General features: G+C 61.1%; 17 protein-coding genes and 1 pseudogene. 5 read left to right on the forward strand and 13 right to left on the reverse strand.

The genetic code is table 11. The features are described from left to right. Nucleotides 1–180 precede the first annotated feature (180 nt). A complete protein-coding gene (locus AC1RDQ_RS21440; RefSeq protein ID WP_492588048.1) occupies nt 181–912 on the forward strand; it encodes a tellurite resistance TerB family protein in 732 nt (243 codons plus the stop codon). Here AC1RDQ_RS21440 and AC1RDQ_RS21445 read toward each other — a convergent pair. Then, nucleotides 909–1,352, reverse strand: coding sequence for a cupin domain-containing protein (locus AC1RDQ_RS21445; protein ID WP_057715437.1), 444 nt, complete (start codon nt 1,350–1,352; stop codon nt 909–911). The genes AC1RDQ_RS21440 and AC1RDQ_RS21445 overlap by 4 nt on opposite strands. A 163-nt stretch (nt 1,353–1,515) precedes the next feature. Here AC1RDQ_RS21445 and AC1RDQ_RS21450 point away from each other — a divergent pair. Continuing rightward, nucleotides 1,516–1,659: pseudogene (locus AC1RDQ_RS21450) on the forward strand (DNA polymerase ligase N-terminal domain-containing protein); the annotation flags it as partial. A gap of 175 nt (nt 1,660–1,834) precedes the next feature. Here the strand turns inward: AC1RDQ_RS21450 and AC1RDQ_RS21455 are convergent. From AC1RDQ_RS21455 to potE, 6 genes are all read right to left on the reverse strand, one after another. After that, complete coding sequence (locus AC1RDQ_RS21455; protein ID WP_057715435.1) at nt 1,835–2,509, reverse strand: DUF3313 domain-containing protein; 675 nt, start codon at nt 2,507–2,509, stop codon at nt 1,835–1,837. Nucleotides 2,510–2,559: 50 nt separating this feature from the next. Beyond that, a complete protein-coding gene (locus AC1RDQ_RS21460; RefSeq protein ID WP_492588049.1) occupies nt 2,560–3,828 on the reverse strand; it encodes an OmpP1/FadL family transporter in 1,269 nt (422 codons plus the stop codon). A 377-nt stretch (nt 3,829–4,205) separates the two neighbouring features. Next, the gene (locus tag AC1RDQ_RS21465; RefSeq protein ID WP_057715431.1) at nt 4,206–4,745 is read right to left on the reverse strand and encodes a hypothetical protein; all 540 of its coding nucleotides are present in this window, start codon (nt 4,743–4,745) and stop codon (nt 4,206–4,208) included. After that, nucleotides 4,745–5,146, reverse strand: coding sequence for a hypothetical protein (locus AC1RDQ_RS21470; protein WP_442100070.1), 402 nt, complete (start codon nt 5,144–5,146; stop codon nt 4,745–4,747). The genes AC1RDQ_RS21465 and AC1RDQ_RS21470 overlap by 1 nt, the downstream gene beginning before the upstream one ends. Nucleotides 5,147–5,327: 181 nt before the next feature. Then, a complete protein-coding gene (locus AC1RDQ_RS21475) occupies nt 5,328–7,613 on the reverse strand; it encodes an Orn/Lys/Arg family decarboxylase (RefSeq protein ID WP_057715430.1) in 2,286 nt (761 codons plus the stop codon). Between the two features lie 16 nt (nt 7,614–7,629). After that, entirely contained in the window at nt 7,630–9,015 is a 1,386-nt protein-coding gene (gene potE, locus AC1RDQ_RS21480) for a putrescine-ornithine antiporter (protein ID WP_090454781.1), read from the reverse strand. 182 nt (nt 9,016–9,197) lie between these two features. Between potE and AC1RDQ_RS21485 the strand changes: the two genes are divergently transcribed. Continuing rightward, on the forward strand, nt 9,198–9,527 hold the full coding sequence (locus AC1RDQ_RS21485) for a hypothetical protein (RefSeq protein WP_492588050.1): 330 nt from the start codon (nt 9,198–9,200) through the stop codon (nt 9,525–9,527). A gap of 122 nt (nt 9,528–9,649) precedes the next feature. Then, nucleotides 9,650–10,066 (forward strand): organic hydroperoxide resistance protein, encoded by a 417-nt coding sequence (locus AC1RDQ_RS21490; protein WP_046040328.1) that lies wholly within the window; start codon nt 9,650–9,652, stop codon nt 10,064–10,066. A 155-nt stretch (nt 10,067–10,221) separates the two neighbouring features. Here AC1RDQ_RS21490 and AC1RDQ_RS21495 read toward each other — a convergent pair whose 3' ends face one another. The 6 genes from AC1RDQ_RS21495 to AC1RDQ_RS21520 form a co-directional block, all read right to left on the reverse strand. Further along, entirely contained in the window at nt 10,222–10,731 is a 510-nt protein-coding gene (locus AC1RDQ_RS21495; RefSeq protein WP_057715427.1) for a copper chaperone PCu(A)C, read from the reverse strand. A 1-nt stretch (nt 10,732) separates the two neighbouring features. Next, nucleotides 10,733–11,338 (reverse strand): SCO family protein, encoded by a 606-nt coding sequence (locus tag AC1RDQ_RS21500; RefSeq protein WP_057715426.1) that lies wholly within the window; start codon nt 11,336–11,338, stop codon nt 10,733–10,735. Nucleotides 11,339–11,666: 328 nt separating this feature from the next. After that, nucleotides 11,667–12,551 (reverse strand): ChaN family lipoprotein, encoded by an 885-nt coding sequence (locus AC1RDQ_RS21505; RefSeq protein ID WP_057715425.1) that lies wholly within the window; start codon nt 12,549–12,551, stop codon nt 11,667–11,669. 52 nt (nt 12,552–12,603) lie between these two features. Continuing rightward, a complete protein-coding gene (locus AC1RDQ_RS21510; RefSeq protein ID WP_492588051.1) occupies nt 12,604–13,371 on the reverse strand; it encodes a heme ABC transporter ATP-binding protein in 768 nt (255 codons plus the stop codon). After that, complete coding sequence (locus AC1RDQ_RS21515) at nt 13,371–14,354, reverse strand: FecCD family ABC transporter permease (protein WP_492588160.1); 984 nt, start codon at nt 14,352–14,354, stop codon at nt 13,371–13,373. Before AC1RDQ_RS21515 ends, AC1RDQ_RS21510 begins: the two co-directional genes overlap by 1 nt. Nucleotides 14,355–14,497: 143 nt before the next feature. Further along, nucleotides 14,498–14,683 carry a hypothetical protein gene (locus AC1RDQ_RS21520; protein ID WP_492588052.1) on the reverse strand — a complete coding sequence of 62 codons (186 nt, stop codon included), beginning with the start codon at nt 14,681–14,683 and terminating at the stop codon, nt 14,498–14,500. 96 nt (nt 14,684–14,779) lie between these two features. On the opposite strand from AC1RDQ_RS21520, the gene metE reads away from it, so the two are divergent. Beyond that, on the forward strand, nt 14,780–17,068 hold the full coding sequence (metE, locus tag AC1RDQ_RS21525) for a 5-methyltetrahydropteroyltriglutamate--homocysteine S-methyltransferase (protein ID WP_492588053.1): 2,289 nt from the start codon (nt 14,780–14,782) through the stop codon (nt 17,066–17,068). Nucleotides 17,069–17,911 lie beyond the last annotated feature (843 nt).

The following is a 17,911-nucleotide window of genomic DNA, read 5'->3' on the forward strand; positions in this document are numbered from 1 at the left end:
GGTATCGACCGGGTATCCGGGAATAAGGTTCACCACTCATGAATCTTAGCTGCGCCGCAAGAAAATACCCCGGACGAATCCGGGAAAGCGCGGGCGGGTCAGCCCAACGGTGCTGGCACATTCGCCTGCGGGGGCTATCGTTGCCTGACTGGATAAACGCCCTTCAAGAGGACAAACGTCATGAACACCAGCGATCTGCTCGAACAATTACTGCGCGCCGGCCAGGGCTCGATGGCGCGACAGGGTGGCGGTGGCGCATCGGCCCAGGGCGGGCTCGGCGACCTGGGTGGATTGCTCGGCGGTTTGTTGGGCGGGGGTGCCGGTACCAGTGCTGGCGGCGGTGGCGCAGGGTTGGGCGGTTTGCTCGGTGGTTTGCTTGGCGGCGGTTCGCCGATGGGCGGTACTCCGCAAAGTCGCTCCGCTGGCGGCACCAATTATGCGGCGCTGGCGTCCCTGGGCATGATGGCGTTCCAGGCGTACCAGGCCTGGCAGCGCAGTCAGGCCTCGGCGCCGCAGGAAGCGCCACGGACCGTGGACTTGCTGGCCGGCCCGGAGGCCGAGGAGCACAGCCATGCGATCCTGCGGGCATTGATTGCCGCGGCCAAGGCCGATGGCCGCATCGATGCCGCCGAGAAACAGATGATCAGCACTGAAATCGGCCGTCACACCGACGATCCGCAATTGCAGCAATGGCTGGACGACGAGGTCGCCAAGCCACTGGATGCCTATGACGTCGCGCAGTCGGCCACGGACCCGGGCATGGCCTCGGAGATGTACCTGGCCAGCGTCATGCTGGTGGACGACCAGCAGGACGCCGAGCGCAACTATCTGGATGAACTGGCCGCAGCGTTGCAGATCGACCCGCAGTTGCAAGTCCACCTGGAGCAGCAGGCCAAGGGCGGTGCGGTCTAAATCGCCTTGGGCAGCAGAAACGTCACCCCGAAGCTTTCGGCTATCTGCAAGATCCGCGGCAGGTCCTCGGGTACCTTGAGTTGATCCAGCGCCGTAAAGAACTGCCCACCGCGTGGATCGGACACCACACCGATCATTGTCGCAGTGGGGCTGACGTTCTTGTAGGCATGAATCGAACCGCTGGGGATATGCACGTAGCCACCGGCCAGGACGGTGGTGGCTTTGCCTTCGACGGTCACTTCCACCTGACCTTCAACGACGTAAAACGCTTCGTCCCAGGGATGAAAGTGTGGCGGTGGCCCGCCTCCTTGTATGCCTTTCTGGATGTGCATCTCGAACGGTTTGCTCAGATCCCCGCCGGCCAGGACGGTGATCGTTTCACCCACGACGTTGACCGGCCCCGGGGGATTTCCGGCTTCGATGATGTGAACCCTGCGCATGGCTGCTCTCCGGGGGATGAGACTGCACCGGCGAAGTATAGGCCCCGAAGCGCCAGCCGGGTGGCGCGCCCATGGCCCGTCTGTCCGGGCATTTTCAACGCCGATTGAATTACTGCGCCACTCGTGTGCTCTGCCTGGTTAGAAGACGTTTGCATTCAACGTCCTGGCGCGAAGCATACCCGAGGGGCATTACCGCGTGGGCGAGGTGATCGTCTGGGACCGGGGCATCTGGACTCCCCAGGACGGTCTCGCCAAAGCCTGGGCCAAGGGTCGACTCAAGTTCGAGTTGCAGGGGGAGAAGCTCGGCGTGGACATGCACAAAACCCGGCAAGCGATCACTGCCGAGATGCGCCGGCGGGTGGGGATGAAAAAGTGAACTGTGCCGATAGGAGCTGCTGAAGGCTGCGACCTTTTCATGGTTTCAATAACCTGAAGATCAAAGGATCGCAGCCTGCGGCAGCTCCTACGCGAGCAACCTGTTCTTACTTGAGGAACGCCTGGAAGTCGGTACCCAGTTTGTCGATCGCCGCCTTGAAGTCCTTGGCGGTAATCTTCTGGCTTTCGTTTTTCAGTTCGGTGCCGAACACCTTGCGCACCACTTTGGCTACGGTCTGGTTGCTCTTGGCGTCGACGAACTCGGCTTCGATGAACAGGGTGGTTTCCTGGTCACGGTGACCGGTGGCTGCCTGGGTTGCCCCGACTACGGCCGCGATGGGCACCACTTCATACCACTTCATGCCTTCGTTCTCGGCGTTCACCCCGGTAATCGCCGCGCGCATGATCAGGGGGCGCGAACCCGCCGGTGCGGAAGAGGTGTTGGTCACTACGCGGTATTTCTGGCCTAGCGTAGCCTTGGCCTTGCTGGTCATGTAGTTCTGAATGTCGGTCAGTGTCTGCTGGTTGACACGCTCATCGGGTTTGGGGGCCGGGTAGAGCTCCAGTTTGTTGAACACCACGGTGTCATAGGCATTCGGGTTCCACGCAGGGCTGACCCAACGCATCGCGGTGCCGCCGCTCGGCGTTTCGACTTCCTGCAGGTTGTTGTAGTTGGACAGGAAGCCTGAATATTGCTCCTTCTCAGTCACTTTCGAGGTGCAGCCGCCTAGCAACAGACTGGCCAGCGTAGCGCCGACGAGCAGTTTTCGGGACAGATTCATAGTGGTGTTTACTCCTTGGTTTAAATCGTCATTCTTTCGTTTACAAGACATCAGAATCGCCAGGTCATGTTTCCGTTTATAGCCTGAATCCAGGCATTGTCGAATTGACCGGAGATTCGATTGCCCGATACGGACTTGGCCTGGTCCACCGGCATGTCGCCGAGCCAGACCATGGCCCAACTGACGTTGACATCGGTGTTCTCGTTCAGAGCATAGGTGGCTCCTGTCGCAATGCGCCAGGATTCACTCATCGGCACGACCACGCTGCGGTTGCTGTCCGAGACGGCGCTACTGTCGTAGGCCACACCGACGTTCCACAACCACTGCTCGGTGGCCTGGTATTGCGCGCCAAGGGAGAGGTGCCAGGTGTCCTTGAAGCCGGCGTCGACTGTTGTCGATTGCGCTCCAAACGCCGTGGTGTCGACCTCTACGGCGATGTCGCCGAACTCGGACCAGTCCTGCCAGTTGGCCGAGGCGAGCAACGCCCATTGCCGGTCCAGTTGCTGGAAAAGGCTCAGGGTGACGGTTTGCGGCACCTTCATGTCCAGTTCGGTATCGGTGTTGTTGACGCGCTCGAGCAGGCGGCCGTCGCCCTTGACGTCCAGCCGGTCCTTGAAGTCCAGGTCGACCTGGCTGGTGTAGGTCAGGCCGATGCGCGTGCCGGGTTGTGGGGCGTAGATCACGCCCACGTTGGCGCCATAGCCCCAGGTGTTGTCCCGGTACTTGTATTGGCCGTCAGAGCGGTCAGTGAAGCCGAAAGGGGAGCGGTCGATGGCGGTGTCTGCCTTTAACATGCCGTACATGGCCTTGATGCCCAGGCCGACCGACCACTGCTCATTGAAGCGATAAGCCACGCTCGGTACCAGCGACAGGCCGAGCAGGCTGGAGTTCTGCGCAAAGTAGCGGCCGGACCAGTCGTTGTCGTAATTGACCGCCAGGCCAAAATCGCCGTACTGGCCGAAACCGACGCTCCAGTGCTCGTCGAGTTCATGGCTGATGAAGAAGCTGCCACCGGGAATCGGATCGAGGGCGTTGCCACTGCCGCTGCCCGGGGTGTTGGTGCCGGAGTCGCGGTCGAAGCTCAGGTCGCCGTACAGAACCTGCAAGCCGGCGGTGATTTGCGTGCCTGGCAGATAGCTCATGCCCGCAGGGTTGCTGGCGATGGTCGAGGGGCCTTGGGCACGGGCGGCGGCACCGGCGTTGGCCAGACCGGCGTTATCGGTGCCGATTTCATAGAGCATGATGCCGCCGGCCCAGGCTTGCTGGCAGCACAGGGCAAGTAGCGCAGAGGTGGGCAGGGCTGCTGTTTTTATCGGCATTGGAACCCCTCGGCAATTGTCCATTTCGAATACGGGTGGACTGCACCGGCTACCCGTGGATTCGGTTGTTATTTGGCCTTGTCAGCGGCCAGGGTCAGGCCAGGTGACGCCATCGCAGACAGCAAATCGCAAACTTCGAGGAGAAGGTTGTCCGGTTCCTGTCGAGCTCCTGCGTTCTTGCGTGAGTACATCGAGACGAGCCCCCAACCGTCATTGAATTTCGTTACCCCCGCCAAGAGCGTAGGTTTGAATGGCGGAATATCCAGTACTGGATAATCAGAAAGTTGGTGTTTCAGGCGAGTTGCACCGAAATCGCAAAATCTCCCAAGGAAGGCATAGCAGTGTCCCGCGATTCATGAGTGACCACCGATCCTGTTTCACCAGCGAAACATGGGCAGCGGGCGCAGCGGCGAGCGAATGAATTGACGGGCTGAAAGCTTCATCAGCATCGAGTGAAAGCCGTGATCGGGAAAGGTCGCCTGCACGGTTTTGATGAAGCTGCGGGGCAGGCCGAAACGCACCAGGCCCAGGGACACATCCACCAGATCGGCCTGGCGGAAGGGTTCGACGCTGGCAGCGTAGGCGCCGCGATACCGGCGCAGTTTGTGATGCTCAAGTATCAATGCGCTGACTTCATCCTTCAGTTCTGCTCGTTGCTGGTTGTCGAGGTACTCGGTGGCCAGGGCAATGGACGGCGGCAGGTAGTCGAGGGTGTCATCGGTCCAGATGCCCAGGTCATGAAACGCCGCCGCGATTTGGACGGCGGCCGGGGGCAGGCCATCGGCACCGCTGAGGGCTCCATGGAAATTCAGCACCCGGTAAATGTGGTTGCGGTAGCCCTGCAGGTCGGCCCCGATGGCCAGGGCGAACGAGGTGAGAATCTCGTCGGTGAGGGGGAGTTCGAGAAGAAGCTTCATCAGGCGTCACGCAACAGGTCGTTGGCATTGAGCAGTTCGTAGGCGATCTCCGGGCGCTTTTCCATGGCCCGGCGAATGGCGGCGGGGATGTTGGCGCGGGTCTTGCGGCACAGCCCCGGCAGTTCGCCAATCTGGATGCCGATGCCGCGCATCGTGCGCACTTCGTTGAAACCGGGAGCGATGTCCACGCGGATGCCCAACTGTTCGAACATGCGCCGTTGCAGGTGCTCCAGATCGCTGAGGCTCTGCAGGTTCTCCAGGCGTTCGATCAGGCGTTTTTCTTCGTTGCGGGTCAGAAACAGAATGCGCAGGTCCGCCCCTGGTGTTTCCAGCAACGGGTCACGCCCGCAGTCGCAGGCGCCGGGCGGGCAGGGTGAGCGGATCGCAGCGGTGGTGGTCATGGGGATCAATCATAGAGCGCTGTGATCGAGTTTGCCCATAGGGATTTGGTGTGAAGGCGATCTAAAAATGTGGGAGCGGGCTTGCTCGCGAAGTCGTCCTGTCAATCGACAATTGCGTCGACTGACACTACGCCTTCGCGAGCAAGCCCGCTCCCACAGGGGGGCAGTGAGCCAGCTTGTCTTACTTCAGTACCAGCATCCGGTAAACGCCATCTTCGACTTCGATCCCGTGGGTGTCATGGGTGAAGCCGGGGAAGGATTTGTCGAAGGCTTCCAGTGCCTTGAGATACGCCAGCAACGGACCGTCCGCAGGCCCTGCGTTCTCACCCGGCATGAGCAGCGGGATGCCTGGTGGATACGGCACGATACCGGTCGCGGCAAGGCGTCCGGCGGCCTCGTTGAGCGTCACCAGCTCGATGTCGTTACGCACCAGTTTTTCGTAGGCCTCCACCGGGCTGAACTCGGCTTTTGGCAGGGTGCCGAAGGCCTGGGACATGTTGGCGGTGGTCTTGTGTTTCTTCATGGCGGCGAAGATTTCGTCGGCCAGATCCTTCAGGCCCATGCCGGCATAGCGATGCTGGTTGGCGTTGTACAGGTCGGGCAGGCACAGCTCGAGCTCGGCGTTGTCGTCGTAGTCACGCTTGAAGTCGAGCAGGGCGTTGAGCAGCGTGCCCCACTTGCCTTTGGTGATGCCGATGGAGAACAGGAACAGGATGGTGAAATCGGTGGTTTTCTCGACCACGATACCCTGACGGCCCAGGTACGCCGTGACCACGCAAGCGGGGATACCGGAGGCGAGCAGGCTGCCGTCGTCGCCCATGCCCGGGCTGAGCACCGAGACCTTGATCGGGTCGAGCATGCAGTAGCCGTCTTCGATGTCGCCGAAACCGTGCCATACCGCGTTCGGGTGCAGGACCCAGCAGTTCGGATCGGTTTTCAGCGTAGCCGGGTCGACCTCATGGAACGGCACGGCCGCTGCGCCAACCTGTACGGTCGGCGGCTGCCAGCAGGTGAAGAACCAGTCGTTCTTGCCCACCATCTCGTTGTGCATGCGCGAGAGAACCTGGCGGAAGCTGATGGCTTCTTCAATCGACTCGTTGGTGAGGATCTGCCCGCTCGGTGCTTCCATCATCGCCGAGCTGACGTCGCAGGACGCCATGATCGCGTAATTTGGCGAGGTCGAGGCGTGCATCATGTACGACTCGTTGAAACGCGCATGTTCGATCGGGTTACGCCCGTCACGCACGTGGATCATCGAGGCCTGGGACAGGGCAGCCAGCAATTTGTGGGTCGACTGGGTGGCGAACACGGTCGGCTTGGACTTGTCGTGATCGGCCGGGTTGCCGTGCATGGCATGGCGTCCGCTGTACAGCGGGTTGAAGCGCGCATAACCGTACCAGGCTTCGTCGAAGTGCAGACGGTCCACGCTTTCGCCCAGCAGTTCTTCGACCCGGGTGACGTTGTAGGTCAGGCCGTCGTAGGTGGAGTTGGTGACAATGGCGTGCACTGGCGTCGGGTCGATGCCTTGCTTGACCAGCGGGTTGTTGGCGATGGCGGCTTTCACGCCTTCGGCGCTCAGGGTCTGCGGCAGGATCGGGCCGATGATGCCGTAGCGGTTGCGGGTCGGCACCAGGTAGGTCGGAATCGCCCCGGACAGGGTCATCGCGTGCTCGGCGGACTTGTGGCAATTGCGGTCGCACAGGGCGATCTGGTTGCGCGTGACGCTGGCCATGAGGATGACGCGGTTGGACATCGACGAGCCGTTGGTCACGTAATACGTGCGGTGGGCGCCGAAGACCTTGGCGGCATAGCGTTCACCCTGGCCGATAGGGCCACTGTGATCGAGCAGCGAACCGAGTTCGCCAACCGAGATCGACAGGTCGGAACGCAGCAGGTTCTCCCCGAAGAACTCGTAGAAGGCCCGGCCTGCGGTGCTCTTCAGGAAAGCCGTGCCGCCGGCATGGCCTGGGGTGTGCCACGAGTATTCATAGTTGCGGGCAAACTTCACCAGCGCGCCGAACATCGGCGGCAGGGCGGCCTGGCGATAGCGTTCGATGGCCGCCAGGATGCGCCCGCTGAGGAACCGGGAGGTGTCCTCGGGCAGCCAGATGAAGTCGTCGGCGTGTTGCATGACCAGCAACGGAATGCTCGACGCGGTGGTGCGGTCGCTGATCAGGAACACCGGCACCCGGGTATTGCGCTCGCGCAGTTTGACCAGCAATTTGGTGCAGTCGGCGTGGCCTTCGCTGGTGTCCATTTCCCACCGGATGAGCACGCATTGAATGGCAGGGTCCGAGCGCAGGATCGAGGCGGCATCGGTGAGGCTTTCCGAGGCCAGTACGCTGACACCACGTCCCTCTACGTCGTGGACCAGTTGATCCAGGGCGCGGCCAAACACCGTTCGCTTGTCCGGCGGACTGCTGACCAGTAGCGCCAGCATGCCCAGCGAGTGTTTATATTCCGTCATGATTGATCCTCCAGAGTTAATTCAGGTTGTTGACCGGCACTGGCTCGGCAGTGAGGTGCTGCGCGCTGACGGTTTGTGTCGGTACGCTGTTGTTGAGCGCTTCGAGGCGGATCAGGCGGTTGTTGACGAAGCCGAACAGGGTGTAACCAACGATGGTGGCCACGCCGCCCAGCATCAGCGCCTGTTCACCGGAGCTGTACAGCGCCAGGTAGCTGTAGGCCGCTGCGATCAAAGCAATGATGTTGGTCGCCAGCGCCTTGCTTTCCGGCACGTTGGAGACTTTCTGCATGGTCATCAGCGCGGCCATGGACAGGATGTAAGGCACCAGGTTGGTGACCACCGCGAGGTTGACGAGGGTGTCGAACTGCTTGCTCAAGTCGGGGCTGATGGTGAGCAGGGCCAGCGCGGTCTGTGCCGCCAGCAGCACCAGCATGCCGACAATCGGCGTTCCCGCTTTGTTGCCCTTGGCAAAGATCGGCAGGAAGTAACCGGTGTCCGCCGAGCTTTTGTACACCTGGGCGATGGTGAACTGCCAACCCAGCAGCGAACCGATGCAGGCGAGCACCATGGCCGCCATCACGATGTCGCCGACCATCGGGGTGAACATCTTGGCGAACACCAGGCCGAACGGCGCAGTGGACGCGGCCAGTTCTTCGTTGCCGACGATACCGAAGATGACGTTGGTGGAGACGATGTAGATCACCGCTGCACCCAGGGTGCCGCCCAGCACGGCAATCGGTACGTTGCGCTCAGGGTTTTCCACCGCGTCGGTGTTGGCGCAAGCCGATTCAAGGCCAAGGAAGGCCCACAGGGTAATTGCCACCGAGGCGCCTGCCGCTTCGAACCAGCCTTTGTCGTGGGGGTTCCAGCCAGCGGCGTATACGCTGCTGTCGAACCAGAACCAGCCCACCGTTGAGACCAGCACCACCGGTGCAATCACACCCCAGACCGTCACCGCGCCGATACGGCCGGTAATGCTGGCGCCGCCAAAGTTGGCGAAGGTGGTGATCCACAACAGGGCAATAGTGGCCAGGCCTACTTGCAGTGAGTCGAGTTCTATCCCGAACAACACCTGGATATAACCGACCGCTGTAATACTGATCGCCACGTTGGCTATCAACAGCGAGAGGCCGTAGGTGTAGTTGGTGATGTAGTTACCTGCTTTACCGAAGGTGTATTCGGCATAACCGCCCATGCCGCCGGTCTTGCGGCTGAGCATCCCGCATCGCGCAAAGGCGTACGCCAGAGCGAGGGAGCCGGTGGCCGTTATCAGCCAGGAGAGGATCGAAATTGCACCGACTTCCGCGAGTTTCGTCGGTAGCAGCACAATGCCTGAGCCCAACATGTTGACCGCGGTCAACATTGTCAGTTGCCCCACACTCATTTTCTTTGCGACTGACATTCCGTTGCCTCACTTAGTTGGCGATTGAGAGTCTTAGCTATAGCAAAGGATTGAAAACTCGCAAGAAATAACGTCACACATCTCGTTTTCGCACTAATTTGCAAAAAAGGCACGATGCTGGCCCCCAAGTTTAAAAATCCTCAGCAAAATTAGTTCATTTTCAGCTAGTTAAACAGGTCAAGATGCGCAAGACATGGATCTCGTTAGTGCCGTTAGTTATCGCGGGTGTAGCCCATTCGGCTCAAGCCAAAGAACTGGCCACCCAGGATCAATACATGTGCAGTTGGGGGGCGGGAACCGCCGCAAGGGCACAGGAGCTCAAGCTTTCAGGCGTTTCTCTGTACGCCGCACGCCAAAAAATCCAGGTCTACAAGTTTGCAAAATCCTGGATGCGCATGATGGCACTTGGCATTACAGAGCAAACTTATGACAGTCCGTCGCGATTCAAACCGACTGCTGTACGCCAGAGCTTTTATGAGGACTGCGTCAGGTACAAGTTGGCGCGTAAATAAAGTAGAAGGGGGCGCTGGTCGGATCGACCGCGAGGCGGGGCTGCGACGACTATATTGATTGACCATCCCAGCGACCCGATGGGGTGAAAACCGGTTTTTTACAACTCAATCAGGAGGTCATCATGAGCCAGATCGATAAAGTGTTGTACACCGCCCAAACCCACACCACCGGCGGGCGTGACGGCGCGTCCCGCAGCTCCGACGGAATCCTCGATGTGAAGCTGTCGTCCCCGGGCGCGGGTGGCGGCGGAACCAATCCGGAGCAACTGTTCGCTGCCGGGTGGTCCGCCTGTTTCATCGGCGCCATGCAAGTTGCAGCCAGGGAAATGAAAGTGGCGTTGCCCAAGGATGTGGCCGTCGATGCCGAGGTTGATTTGGGCACCAATGAAGGCGGCTATCTGCTGCAGGCGCGGCTCAATGTCAGCCTGCCGGGGCTGGACCGTGAAACCGCACAAAAAATCGTCGACACCGGGCACCAGTATTGCCCGTACTCGAAAGCCACGCGCAACAACATCAACGTGGTGCTCAAGCTTGTTTGAGTTGACGTGAAAGGACTCGTATTCACTGAAGATCAAACTGTGGGAGCGAGCTTGCTCGCGATGGCGGAGTGTCAGGCGACATCGATGTCGAATGTTCCTGCCTCATCGCGAGCAAGCTCGCTCCCACAGGCTCTGTGTTTTAACTAACGGAGCAATCAATTCATCTTGCTGTGATCATGCATCATCTTGCTGTGATCCATGGTGTTAATCGCCTTGGCAACGGCTTCAATCTGAATCGACTCTTTCTCGCCCTTGGCGTCTTCCACGGTCAGGGTCAGTGGCACCTTGTCGCCTTCGTTGATCTGACCTGTGAGATTCATCAGCATGATGTGATAGCCGTTGGGATTGAAGCTCACCGGCTTGCCGGCTGGCAGCGCAACGGACGGCACCTGCTGCATTTTCATCACGTCGTCTTTCATGCTCATTTCATGAATCTGCACTAGCTTGGCAACCGGCGTTTGCACGCTCAACAACTTGCTGTCGCTGCTGGCGGTGACGGTCATGAAGGCGCCGCTCGACGGCTGGCCGGCCACGGTGGCGCGGACCCAGGCGTCGTCGACCCGGGTTTGTGCCGATACCTGAAAGGCCAGGCCGACCAGGGACAAGCCCAGTGCCAGTTGCTTGCAACTTTGCACGAAGCGTTTTTTAGCTTGCGGGGCATTCATTTCAGCAAACCTCCATCACGGTGAGCAGGTCTTCTGCGCACTCTTTGGCCGTCAGGGACGCGGACAGCCCCAGGCGCAGATTGCCCCGGGAGTCGAAGACAAAACTGGTCGCGGTATGGGAGAGGGTATAGGTATCGCCGCTCGGGACCTTCTCAAAGAACACGCCGAATTCCTTGGCGGTGGCGGCGGTTTCTTCAAGCGTGCCGTACAGGGCTTCGAAACTCGGGTCGAACGCCTTGACGTACTGGTCCAGCAACTCTGGCGTGTCGCGTTCAGGGTCCAGGGTGATGAAGATAACCTGCAGCCTTTCGCCATCGCGCCCCATCAGCTTCTTGGCCTGCGCGGCGCGGGCCAGGGTGGTCGGGCACACGGCCGGGCACTGGGTGAAACCGAAGAATACCATCGGCATCAGGCCGCGATAGCTGCCCAGCATCCTGGTTTCGCCTTCAGGGTTCTTGAGCTTGAAGTTACGCCCCATGATCTTGTCGCTGAGGTCCTTGCCGTAGTTGAACGACAGCTTGCTGCTGTCGTCGCAACCGGCGAGCAGGCCCAGGCTCAACAGGCCCATGCCTTGCAGGACAGTCCGGCGGGTATACAAAGTACTCATGAAAAAAGCATCCTGTTGAACAGGCTGAAATGACAGCGTGATGACTGTACAGACGAAAAAATCGCGGGGATGTTAACAAACTGTGCCGGTGTCGGAGGGGCGGATACGACCATTGGACCGACGCACAGGCGTGACATAGTGTCGCGCCGGCAGGCAGACACCTGTGGCGAGGGGGCTTGCCCCCGTTGGACTACGAAGTAGTCCCAATCCAGGCAATGCGGTTTGTCTGAGTAACCGCGATTGCAGGGTTCAGGGTCGCTGCGCGACCCAACGGGGGCAAGCCCCCTCGCCACAGGCAAGCCCCCTCGCCACAATGTTTCGGTCGGGTTCAGCGACGCAGTTGCGCGCAATGATCCTGTTCCGGTTGCGCGGCGGTGTACCACACGTAATCCGCATTCTCGGCGGTCACGGTCTTGCCCGCTTCGGCCAGGATCAGCACCGCATTCCCTTCACCGGCACCGAGGTCTTTCAGGTGCAGTGGCACCCCCAGATCCTTGCGCACGTGGAAGGCACCGGCCAGCAGCAACGCCGGCGTCGGTGCGGCTATCAGGCGCTGGGCCATGCGCCGGTCACGCTGTTGTTGCACGGCGAGCATTGCCGGCATCTGCGCTTCGGGCAGCAGGCCGCAATGGGATTGGCGGATGTCATCCAGCAAGGTCGCCCGCACCTGTTGGGTGGTGGACGCTTGCCCCGTAAGTACCGGGCGCTGTTTGTAGATCTGCATGATCTGCGCGCGGTCCAGGTTCGCCGCCAGCAGCGGATACGGTTGCCGCAGCGCGTAGGTGACGAGTGCGCCATAAACACTCCAGTCCCAATTGGCCTGCCAGGCCAGCGCCGTGAACGCATCGGCCGGTGGTTGGCCCGCGCGGGTCACGGCTTGCGCGGCATCGACCCTGGCCTGTTGATCGGGGTTGAGCATCTCCATCAGCAGGCTGCCCTGGGGGCGTTGTGTCGCCAGTTCGCGCAGCAGCCACAATTGCAGGGCGTGGTGGTCCGGGTTGTCGTGCTGTTCACCGACCAATACCCGAGGCACAACGGCCAGGCGTTGGACAAGTTCTTGCGGCGTCAGCGTACGGCCCGTGGCGAGTTCACGGATGACTCCGAGGTCGGCGTGATCACGGCCGTGCGGGGCTATCGGCGCCGGCAGTGGTGTGACCTGATGGATTTGGCAGGCAGCCAACAGGCTGAATGCACAGAGCAACAGAAAGCGCATCGGTTTTCCTTATTGGACAGGTGCCCCCTCGATGACAGAAGAGGGAGCGGCATCAGCGCGCGATGATCAGCGGGTGGCCGCGTTCCGGGTGCTGGTGAATCAGCACTTGTAGTCCATACACCGCCGCCAGCGTTTCGGTGGTCAGCACGTCTGCCGGTGGACCGTAGGCGTGGGGCAGGCCCTGATGCAACAACAGTAGTTGATCGCAGTAACGGGCAGCCAGATTGAGGTCGTGCAGAATCACCAGCACGGCAACCCCGCGCTCGGCGAAGTCACGCACGGCCTGCAAAATGGTGTGCTGATGCAGCGGATCGAGCATCGACGTCGGTTCATCGAGCAGCAGGGTTTGCCCCTCGGCACCCGGCCAGAGCTGAGCGAGCACCCGCGCCAGATGCACACGCTGGCGTTCACCGCCGGACAGGGCCAGGTAGCTGCGTCCGGCAAGATGAAGCGCATCGGCGGCTTTGAGCGCCTCGGCGACGATTTCGGCATCGCGCACGCGGCCGCTGGCGTGAGGCAAGCGACCCATGCCGACGATTTCATTGACCGAAAACGCAAAGCTCAGGCTCGAACTCTGCGGCAGCACGGCCAGGCGCTTGGCCCGTTCCTGTCCCGGCCAGTCGGCGAGTGGACGCTCGTCGAGGCTGACCCTGCCTTCACTGGTCGCCAGCTCACCACACAAAGCGGCGAGCAGGGTGCTTTTGCCGGCGCCGTTCGGCCCCAGCACACCCAGCACTTCCCCGGGGCGCAACTCGATATCGATGTTGGTCAGCACCGTGCGCTTGCCACGGCGTACCAGCAGGTTGTTTGCCCGCAGCATCAGGAGCGTCCTCGCACCAGCAGATAAAGAAAGAACGGAGCGCCGATCAGTGCAGTCACGATACCGATTGGCAATTCGGCTGGCGCCAACAACAAACGCGCCGCCAGATCGGCCAGCAATAGCAGGCTGGCACCGGCCAGCAACGACGCGGGCAGCAACACCCGGTGATCCGGGCCGACCAGCAGGCGCATCAGATGCGGCACCACCAGGCCGATGAAACCGATCAGCCCGGCCGCCGCGACTGCCGCGCCGACGCCGAGCGCCGTGCACAACACGAGCTCAAGCTTGATCCGCTCGATGTCAAAACCCAGGTGACGGGCCTCCGATTCACCCAGCAGCAATGCATTGAGCGCCGCCGCCCTGCGGGGCAACCACAACGCCACGCCCAGGGTGACGATCAGCAACGGCCACAAGCGCGGGTAACTGGCACCGTTGAGGCTGCCCAGGTTCCAGAACGTCAGGGTGCGCAAGGTGGCATCGTCGGCCAGGTAGGTGAACAGCCCGACCCCGGCACCGGCCATGGCCGTCATCGCCACGCCCGCCAAGAGCATGGTGGCAACGTCGGTTTGCCCGTTGCGGCGACCGAAGCGATACACCACCGCCGTGACGATCAAGCCCCCGACGAAGGCGCTCACCGACAGCAAGTAGGGTTCGATCACAGGCGGCAAGCCACCGAGCAGGCTGCCGCCGACGATGGCAAGGGCGGCACCGAGCGCAGCACCGCCGGACACACCGACCAGACCCGGATCGGCCAAGGGATTGCGGAACAACCCCTGCATTGCCACGCCGGACAACGCCAGTACCGACCCCACGGCGATGCCGAGCAAGCTGCGTGGCAGGCGAATCTGCCCGAGGATCAACTCCGCCTGCTGCGTGTCACCACCGTCAAGTGGCAACCCGAGCAGACGCATCCCGCCCAGCAAGGTATCGCCCAGGGGCAGGCTGACCGGTCCGAGGGCCAGGGACAGCCAGAACACCAGCACCAGCAACAGCAGCAAAAAGATCAACGTCGGACGCGGCCGAAAAATGGCCGTCATGAGCAGATCCCGGCGGTCTGTGCTTTGGCGTCCGGGCAGGGCGTCGTGGCACAGGCCGGCAGTGATTTGATACGCATCGGGACTATTCCTTAGCCGATCATAGGGTGGGGGCGGGTATCGAAACTTTCGTAGCGGGTGATGATGCCATCGACGCGCGGCTTACGCACACGCCACGGTTCGGTCATGCCAGAGGTTTTCAGGCGCAGGTTGGACATCGGGGCGGCGCCTTGAACCAGATGTCCATCCAGCACCAGATGCGCAGTGCTTCGGATCATGAGAAGAACTTGTGATCATCACGATTAAAATGAGTTTGTCTCACTCGCTGACACTGTCGACAATGGCTCCCATCGAACGCATTGGAGTTATTTGACATGGCTGTGGCCCATTCCCTTGGTTTTCCGCGCATTGGTCGCGACCGCGAACTGAAAAAGGCTCAAGAGGCGTTCTGGAAGGGCGAACTCGACGAAGCCGGTCTGCGCACCGTGGGCCGCGACCTGCGCAAGACCCACTGGGACTTGCAGAAAAAGGCCGGCATCGAGTTGCTGCCGGTCGGCGACTTCGCCTGGTACGACCAGGTCCTGACCCACTCGTTGATGTTCGGTGTGATCCCTGAGCGATTCCGCCCGCACGATGGCAAGGCCAGCCTGCAAACCTTGTTCGGCATGGCGCGCGGTGTGAGCGACAGCTGCTGCGGCGGCGCGCATGCCCAGGAAATGACCAAGTGGTTCGACACCAACTATCACTACCTTGTCCCTGAGTTCAGCGCCGATCAGCAGTTCCAGCTCGGCTGGGACCAGTTGTTCGAAGAAGTCGAGGAAGCTCGCGCACTGGGGCACAACGTCAAGCCGGTGATCATCGGCCCGCTGACTTACCTGTGGCTGGGCAAGGCCAAGGGCGTCGAATTCGACAAGCTGGAGCTGCTGGATCGTCTGTTGCCGTTGTACGGCCAGATCTTCCAGCGCCTGGCGGCACAGGGCGTCGAGTGGGTGCAAATCGACGAGCCGATCCTGGTGCTCGACCTGCCGCAGGACTGGAAAAACGCCTTTGAGCGGGCCTACAACCTGATTCAGCGTGACCCGTTGAAGAAACTGGTCGCCACGTACTTCGGTGGGCTGGAAGAAAACCTGGGCCTGGCCGCCAATCTGCCGGTGGACGGCCTGCACATCGATCTGGTGCGTGCGCCTGAGCAGTACCCGACCATCCTCGATCGTCTGCCGGCCTATAAAGTGCTGTCGCTGGGCCTGGTCAACGGCCGTAACGTCTGGCGCTGCGACCTGGAAAACGCGTTGGCCACCTTGCAACATGCTCATGAGCGTCTGGGTGATCGGCTGTGGGTCGCGCCATCCTGCTCGCTGCTGCACAGCCCGGTTGATCTGGGGCGTGAAGACAAACTCGATGCCGAACTGAAAAGCTGGCTGGCGTTTGCCGTGCAGAAGTGTGAAGAAGTCGCGGTGCTGGCTCAGGCCGTCAACGAGCCGGAAGCGCCGAAGGTGCTTGAAGCGCTGACCCAAAGCCGCGCCGTACAGGCTAGCCGTACTGCGTCGCCACGCATCCACAAACCGGCCGTGCAGGCGCGTGTGGCCGCCATCACTGTCAAGGACAGCCAGCGTCATTCGCTGTTTGCCCGGCGCATCGAGAAACAGCGCGCCGGCCTGAACCTGCCGCTGTTCCCGACCACCACCATCGGTTCGTTCCCGCAAACCGCGTCGATCCGTCTGGCTCGCCAGTCGTTCAAGCAAGGCAAGCTGACCGAAGCCGAATACACCGAAGCGATGCACAGTGAGATCCGTCACGCCGTGCAAGTGCAGGAAAACCTGGGCCTGGACGTGCTGGTGCACGGTGAAGCCGAGCGTAACGACATGGTCGAATACTTCGCCGAGCAACTTGACGGCTATGTGTTCACCCGTTTCGGCTGGGTCCAGAGCTACGGCTCGCGTTGCGTGAAACCGGCGGTGATCTTCGGTGACCTGAGCCGTCCGAAAGCCATGACCGTGGAGTGGATCCGCTACGCCCAGGGCCTCACCGACAAGGTGATGAAGGGCATGCTGACCGGTCCCGTGACCATGCTGATGTGGTCGTTCCCCCGCGAAGACGTGACCCGCGAAGTGCAGGCTCGTCAACTGGCCCTGGCGATCCGTGATGAAGTGGTGGACCTGGAAGCCGCCGGGATCAAGATCGTGCAGATCGACGAAGCCGCATTCCGCGAAGGCCTGCCGTTGCGCCAGGCGCAGTGGCAGCACTACCTGGACTGGGCGACCGAAGTGTTCCGCCTGTGCGCCTCCGGTGTGCGCGACGAAACCCAGATCCACACCCACATGTGCTACAGCGAGTTCAACGATGTGATCGAGTCCATCGCCGCCATGGATGCCGACGTGATCACCATCGAAACCTCGCGCTCGGACATGGAACTGCTGGACGCGTTCGAAGCCTTCGCCTACCCGAACGAAATCGGCCCGGGCGTGTATGACATCCACTCGCCAAGGGTGCCGGACTCCTCGGAAATGGCCAACCTGCTGCGCAAGGCCGCCAAGCGTATTCCCGCCGACCGCCTGTGGGTCAACCCGGACTGCGGCCTGAAGACCCGCGGTTGGCCGGAAACCGAAGCGGCGCTGGTGCACATGGTCAACGCTGCGCGTCAGCTGCGTAAAGAGTGGGCCTGACGCTGTATTGGGTGCACCACTGAAACCTGTGGCCTCATCGCGAGCAAGCTCGCTCCCACAGTGATTGGGGTGGTTCGCAGATTTTGCGTACAGCCACTGAACCTGTGGGAGCGAGCTTGCTCGCGATGGCGGAATGTCAGGCGAAATCGATGTTGAATGTGCCGGCCTCTTCGCGGGCAAGCCCGCTCCCACAGTGATTTGGGTGGTTCGCAGATGTTGCGTACAGCCGCTGAACCTGTAGGAGCGAGCTTGCTCGCGATGGCGGAATGTCAGGCGAAATCGATGTTGAATGTGCCGGCCTCATCGCGAGCAAGCTCGCTCCCACAGTGATTTGTGTGGTTCGCAGATGTTGCGTACAGCCACTGAACCTGTAGGAGCGAGCTTGCTCGCGATGGCGGAATGTCAGGCGAAATCGATGTTGAATGTGCCGGCCTCTTCGCGGGCAAGCCCACAGGGATTTGGGTGATTCGCAGATGTTGCGTACAGCCACTGAACCTGTGGGAGCGAGCCTGCTCGCAGAGGCGGAATGTCAGGCGAAATCGATGTTGAATGTGCCGGCCTCATCGCGAGCAAGCTCGCTCCCACAGTGATTTGTGTGGTTCGCAGATGTTGCGTACAGCCGCAGAACCTGTGGGAGCGAGCTTGCTCGCGATGACGGCATGTCAGGCGAAATCGATGTTGAATATGCCGGCCTCTTCGCGGGCAAGCCTGCTCCCACAGGGATTTGGGTGATTCGCAGATGTTGCGTACAGCCGCAGAACCTGTGGGAGCGAGCTTGCTCGCGATGGCGGAATGTCAGGCGAAATCGATGTTGAATGTGCCGGCCTCTTCGCGGGCAAGCCC

It is taken from the genome of Pseudomonas sp. GW823-FHT02E01 (assembly GCF_058797535.1).

Coding starts and splice junctions, on each gene's coding strand:
- AC1RDQ_RS21440 (WP_492588048.1), top strand. CDS start 181: ATGAACACCAGCGATCTGCTCGAACAATTACTGCGCGCCGGCCAGGGC.
- AC1RDQ_RS21445 (WP_057715437.1), bottom strand. CDS start 1,352: ATGCGCAGGGTTCACATCATCGAAGCCGGAAATCCCCCGGGGCCGGTC.
- AC1RDQ_RS21455 (WP_057715435.1), bottom strand. CDS start 2,509: ATGAATCTGTCCCGAAAACTGCTCGTCGGCGCTACGCTGGCCAGTCTG.
- AC1RDQ_RS21460 (WP_492588049.1), bottom strand. CDS start 3,828: ATGCCGATAAAAACAGCAGCCCTGCCCACCTCTGCGCTACTTGCCCTG.
- AC1RDQ_RS21465 (WP_057715431.1), bottom strand. CDS start 4,745: ATGAAGCTTCTTCTCGAACTCCCCCTCACCGACGAGATTCTCACCTCG.
- AC1RDQ_RS21470 (WP_442100070.1), bottom strand. CDS start 5,146: ATGACCACCACCGCTGCGATCCGCTCACCCTGCCCGCCCGGCGCCTGC.
- AC1RDQ_RS21475 (WP_057715430.1), bottom strand. CDS start 7,613: ATGACGGAATATAAACACTCGCTGGGCATGCTGGCGCTACTGGTCAGC.
- potE (WP_090454781.1), bottom strand. CDS start 9,015: ATGTCAGTCGCAAAGAAAATGAGTGTGGGGCAACTGACAATGTTGACC.
- AC1RDQ_RS21485 (WP_492588050.1), top strand. CDS start 9,198: ATGCGCAAGACATGGATCTCGTTAGTGCCGTTAGTTATCGCGGGTGTA.
- AC1RDQ_RS21490 (WP_046040328.1), top strand. CDS start 9,650: ATGAGCCAGATCGATAAAGTGTTGTACACCGCCCAAACCCACACCACC.
- AC1RDQ_RS21495 (WP_057715427.1), bottom strand. CDS start 10,731: ATGAATGCCCCGCAAGCTAAAAAACGCTTCGTGCAAAGTTGCAAGCAA.
- AC1RDQ_RS21500 (WP_057715426.1), bottom strand. CDS start 11,338: ATGAGTACTTTGTATACCCGCCGGACTGTCCTGCAAGGCATGGGCCTG.
- AC1RDQ_RS21505 (WP_057715425.1), bottom strand. CDS start 12,551: ATGCGCTTTCTGTTGCTCTGTGCATTCAGCCTGTTGGCTGCCTGCCAA.
- AC1RDQ_RS21510 (WP_492588051.1), bottom strand. CDS start 13,371: ATGCTGCGGGCAAACAACCTGCTGGTACGCCGTGGCAAGCGCACGGTG.
- AC1RDQ_RS21520 (WP_492588052.1), bottom strand. CDS start 14,683: ATGATCCGAAGCACTGCGCATCTGGTGCTGGATGGACATCTGGTTCAA.
- metE (WP_492588053.1), top strand. CDS start 14,780: ATGGCTGTGGCCCATTCCCTTGGTTTTCCGCGCATTGGTCGCGACCGC.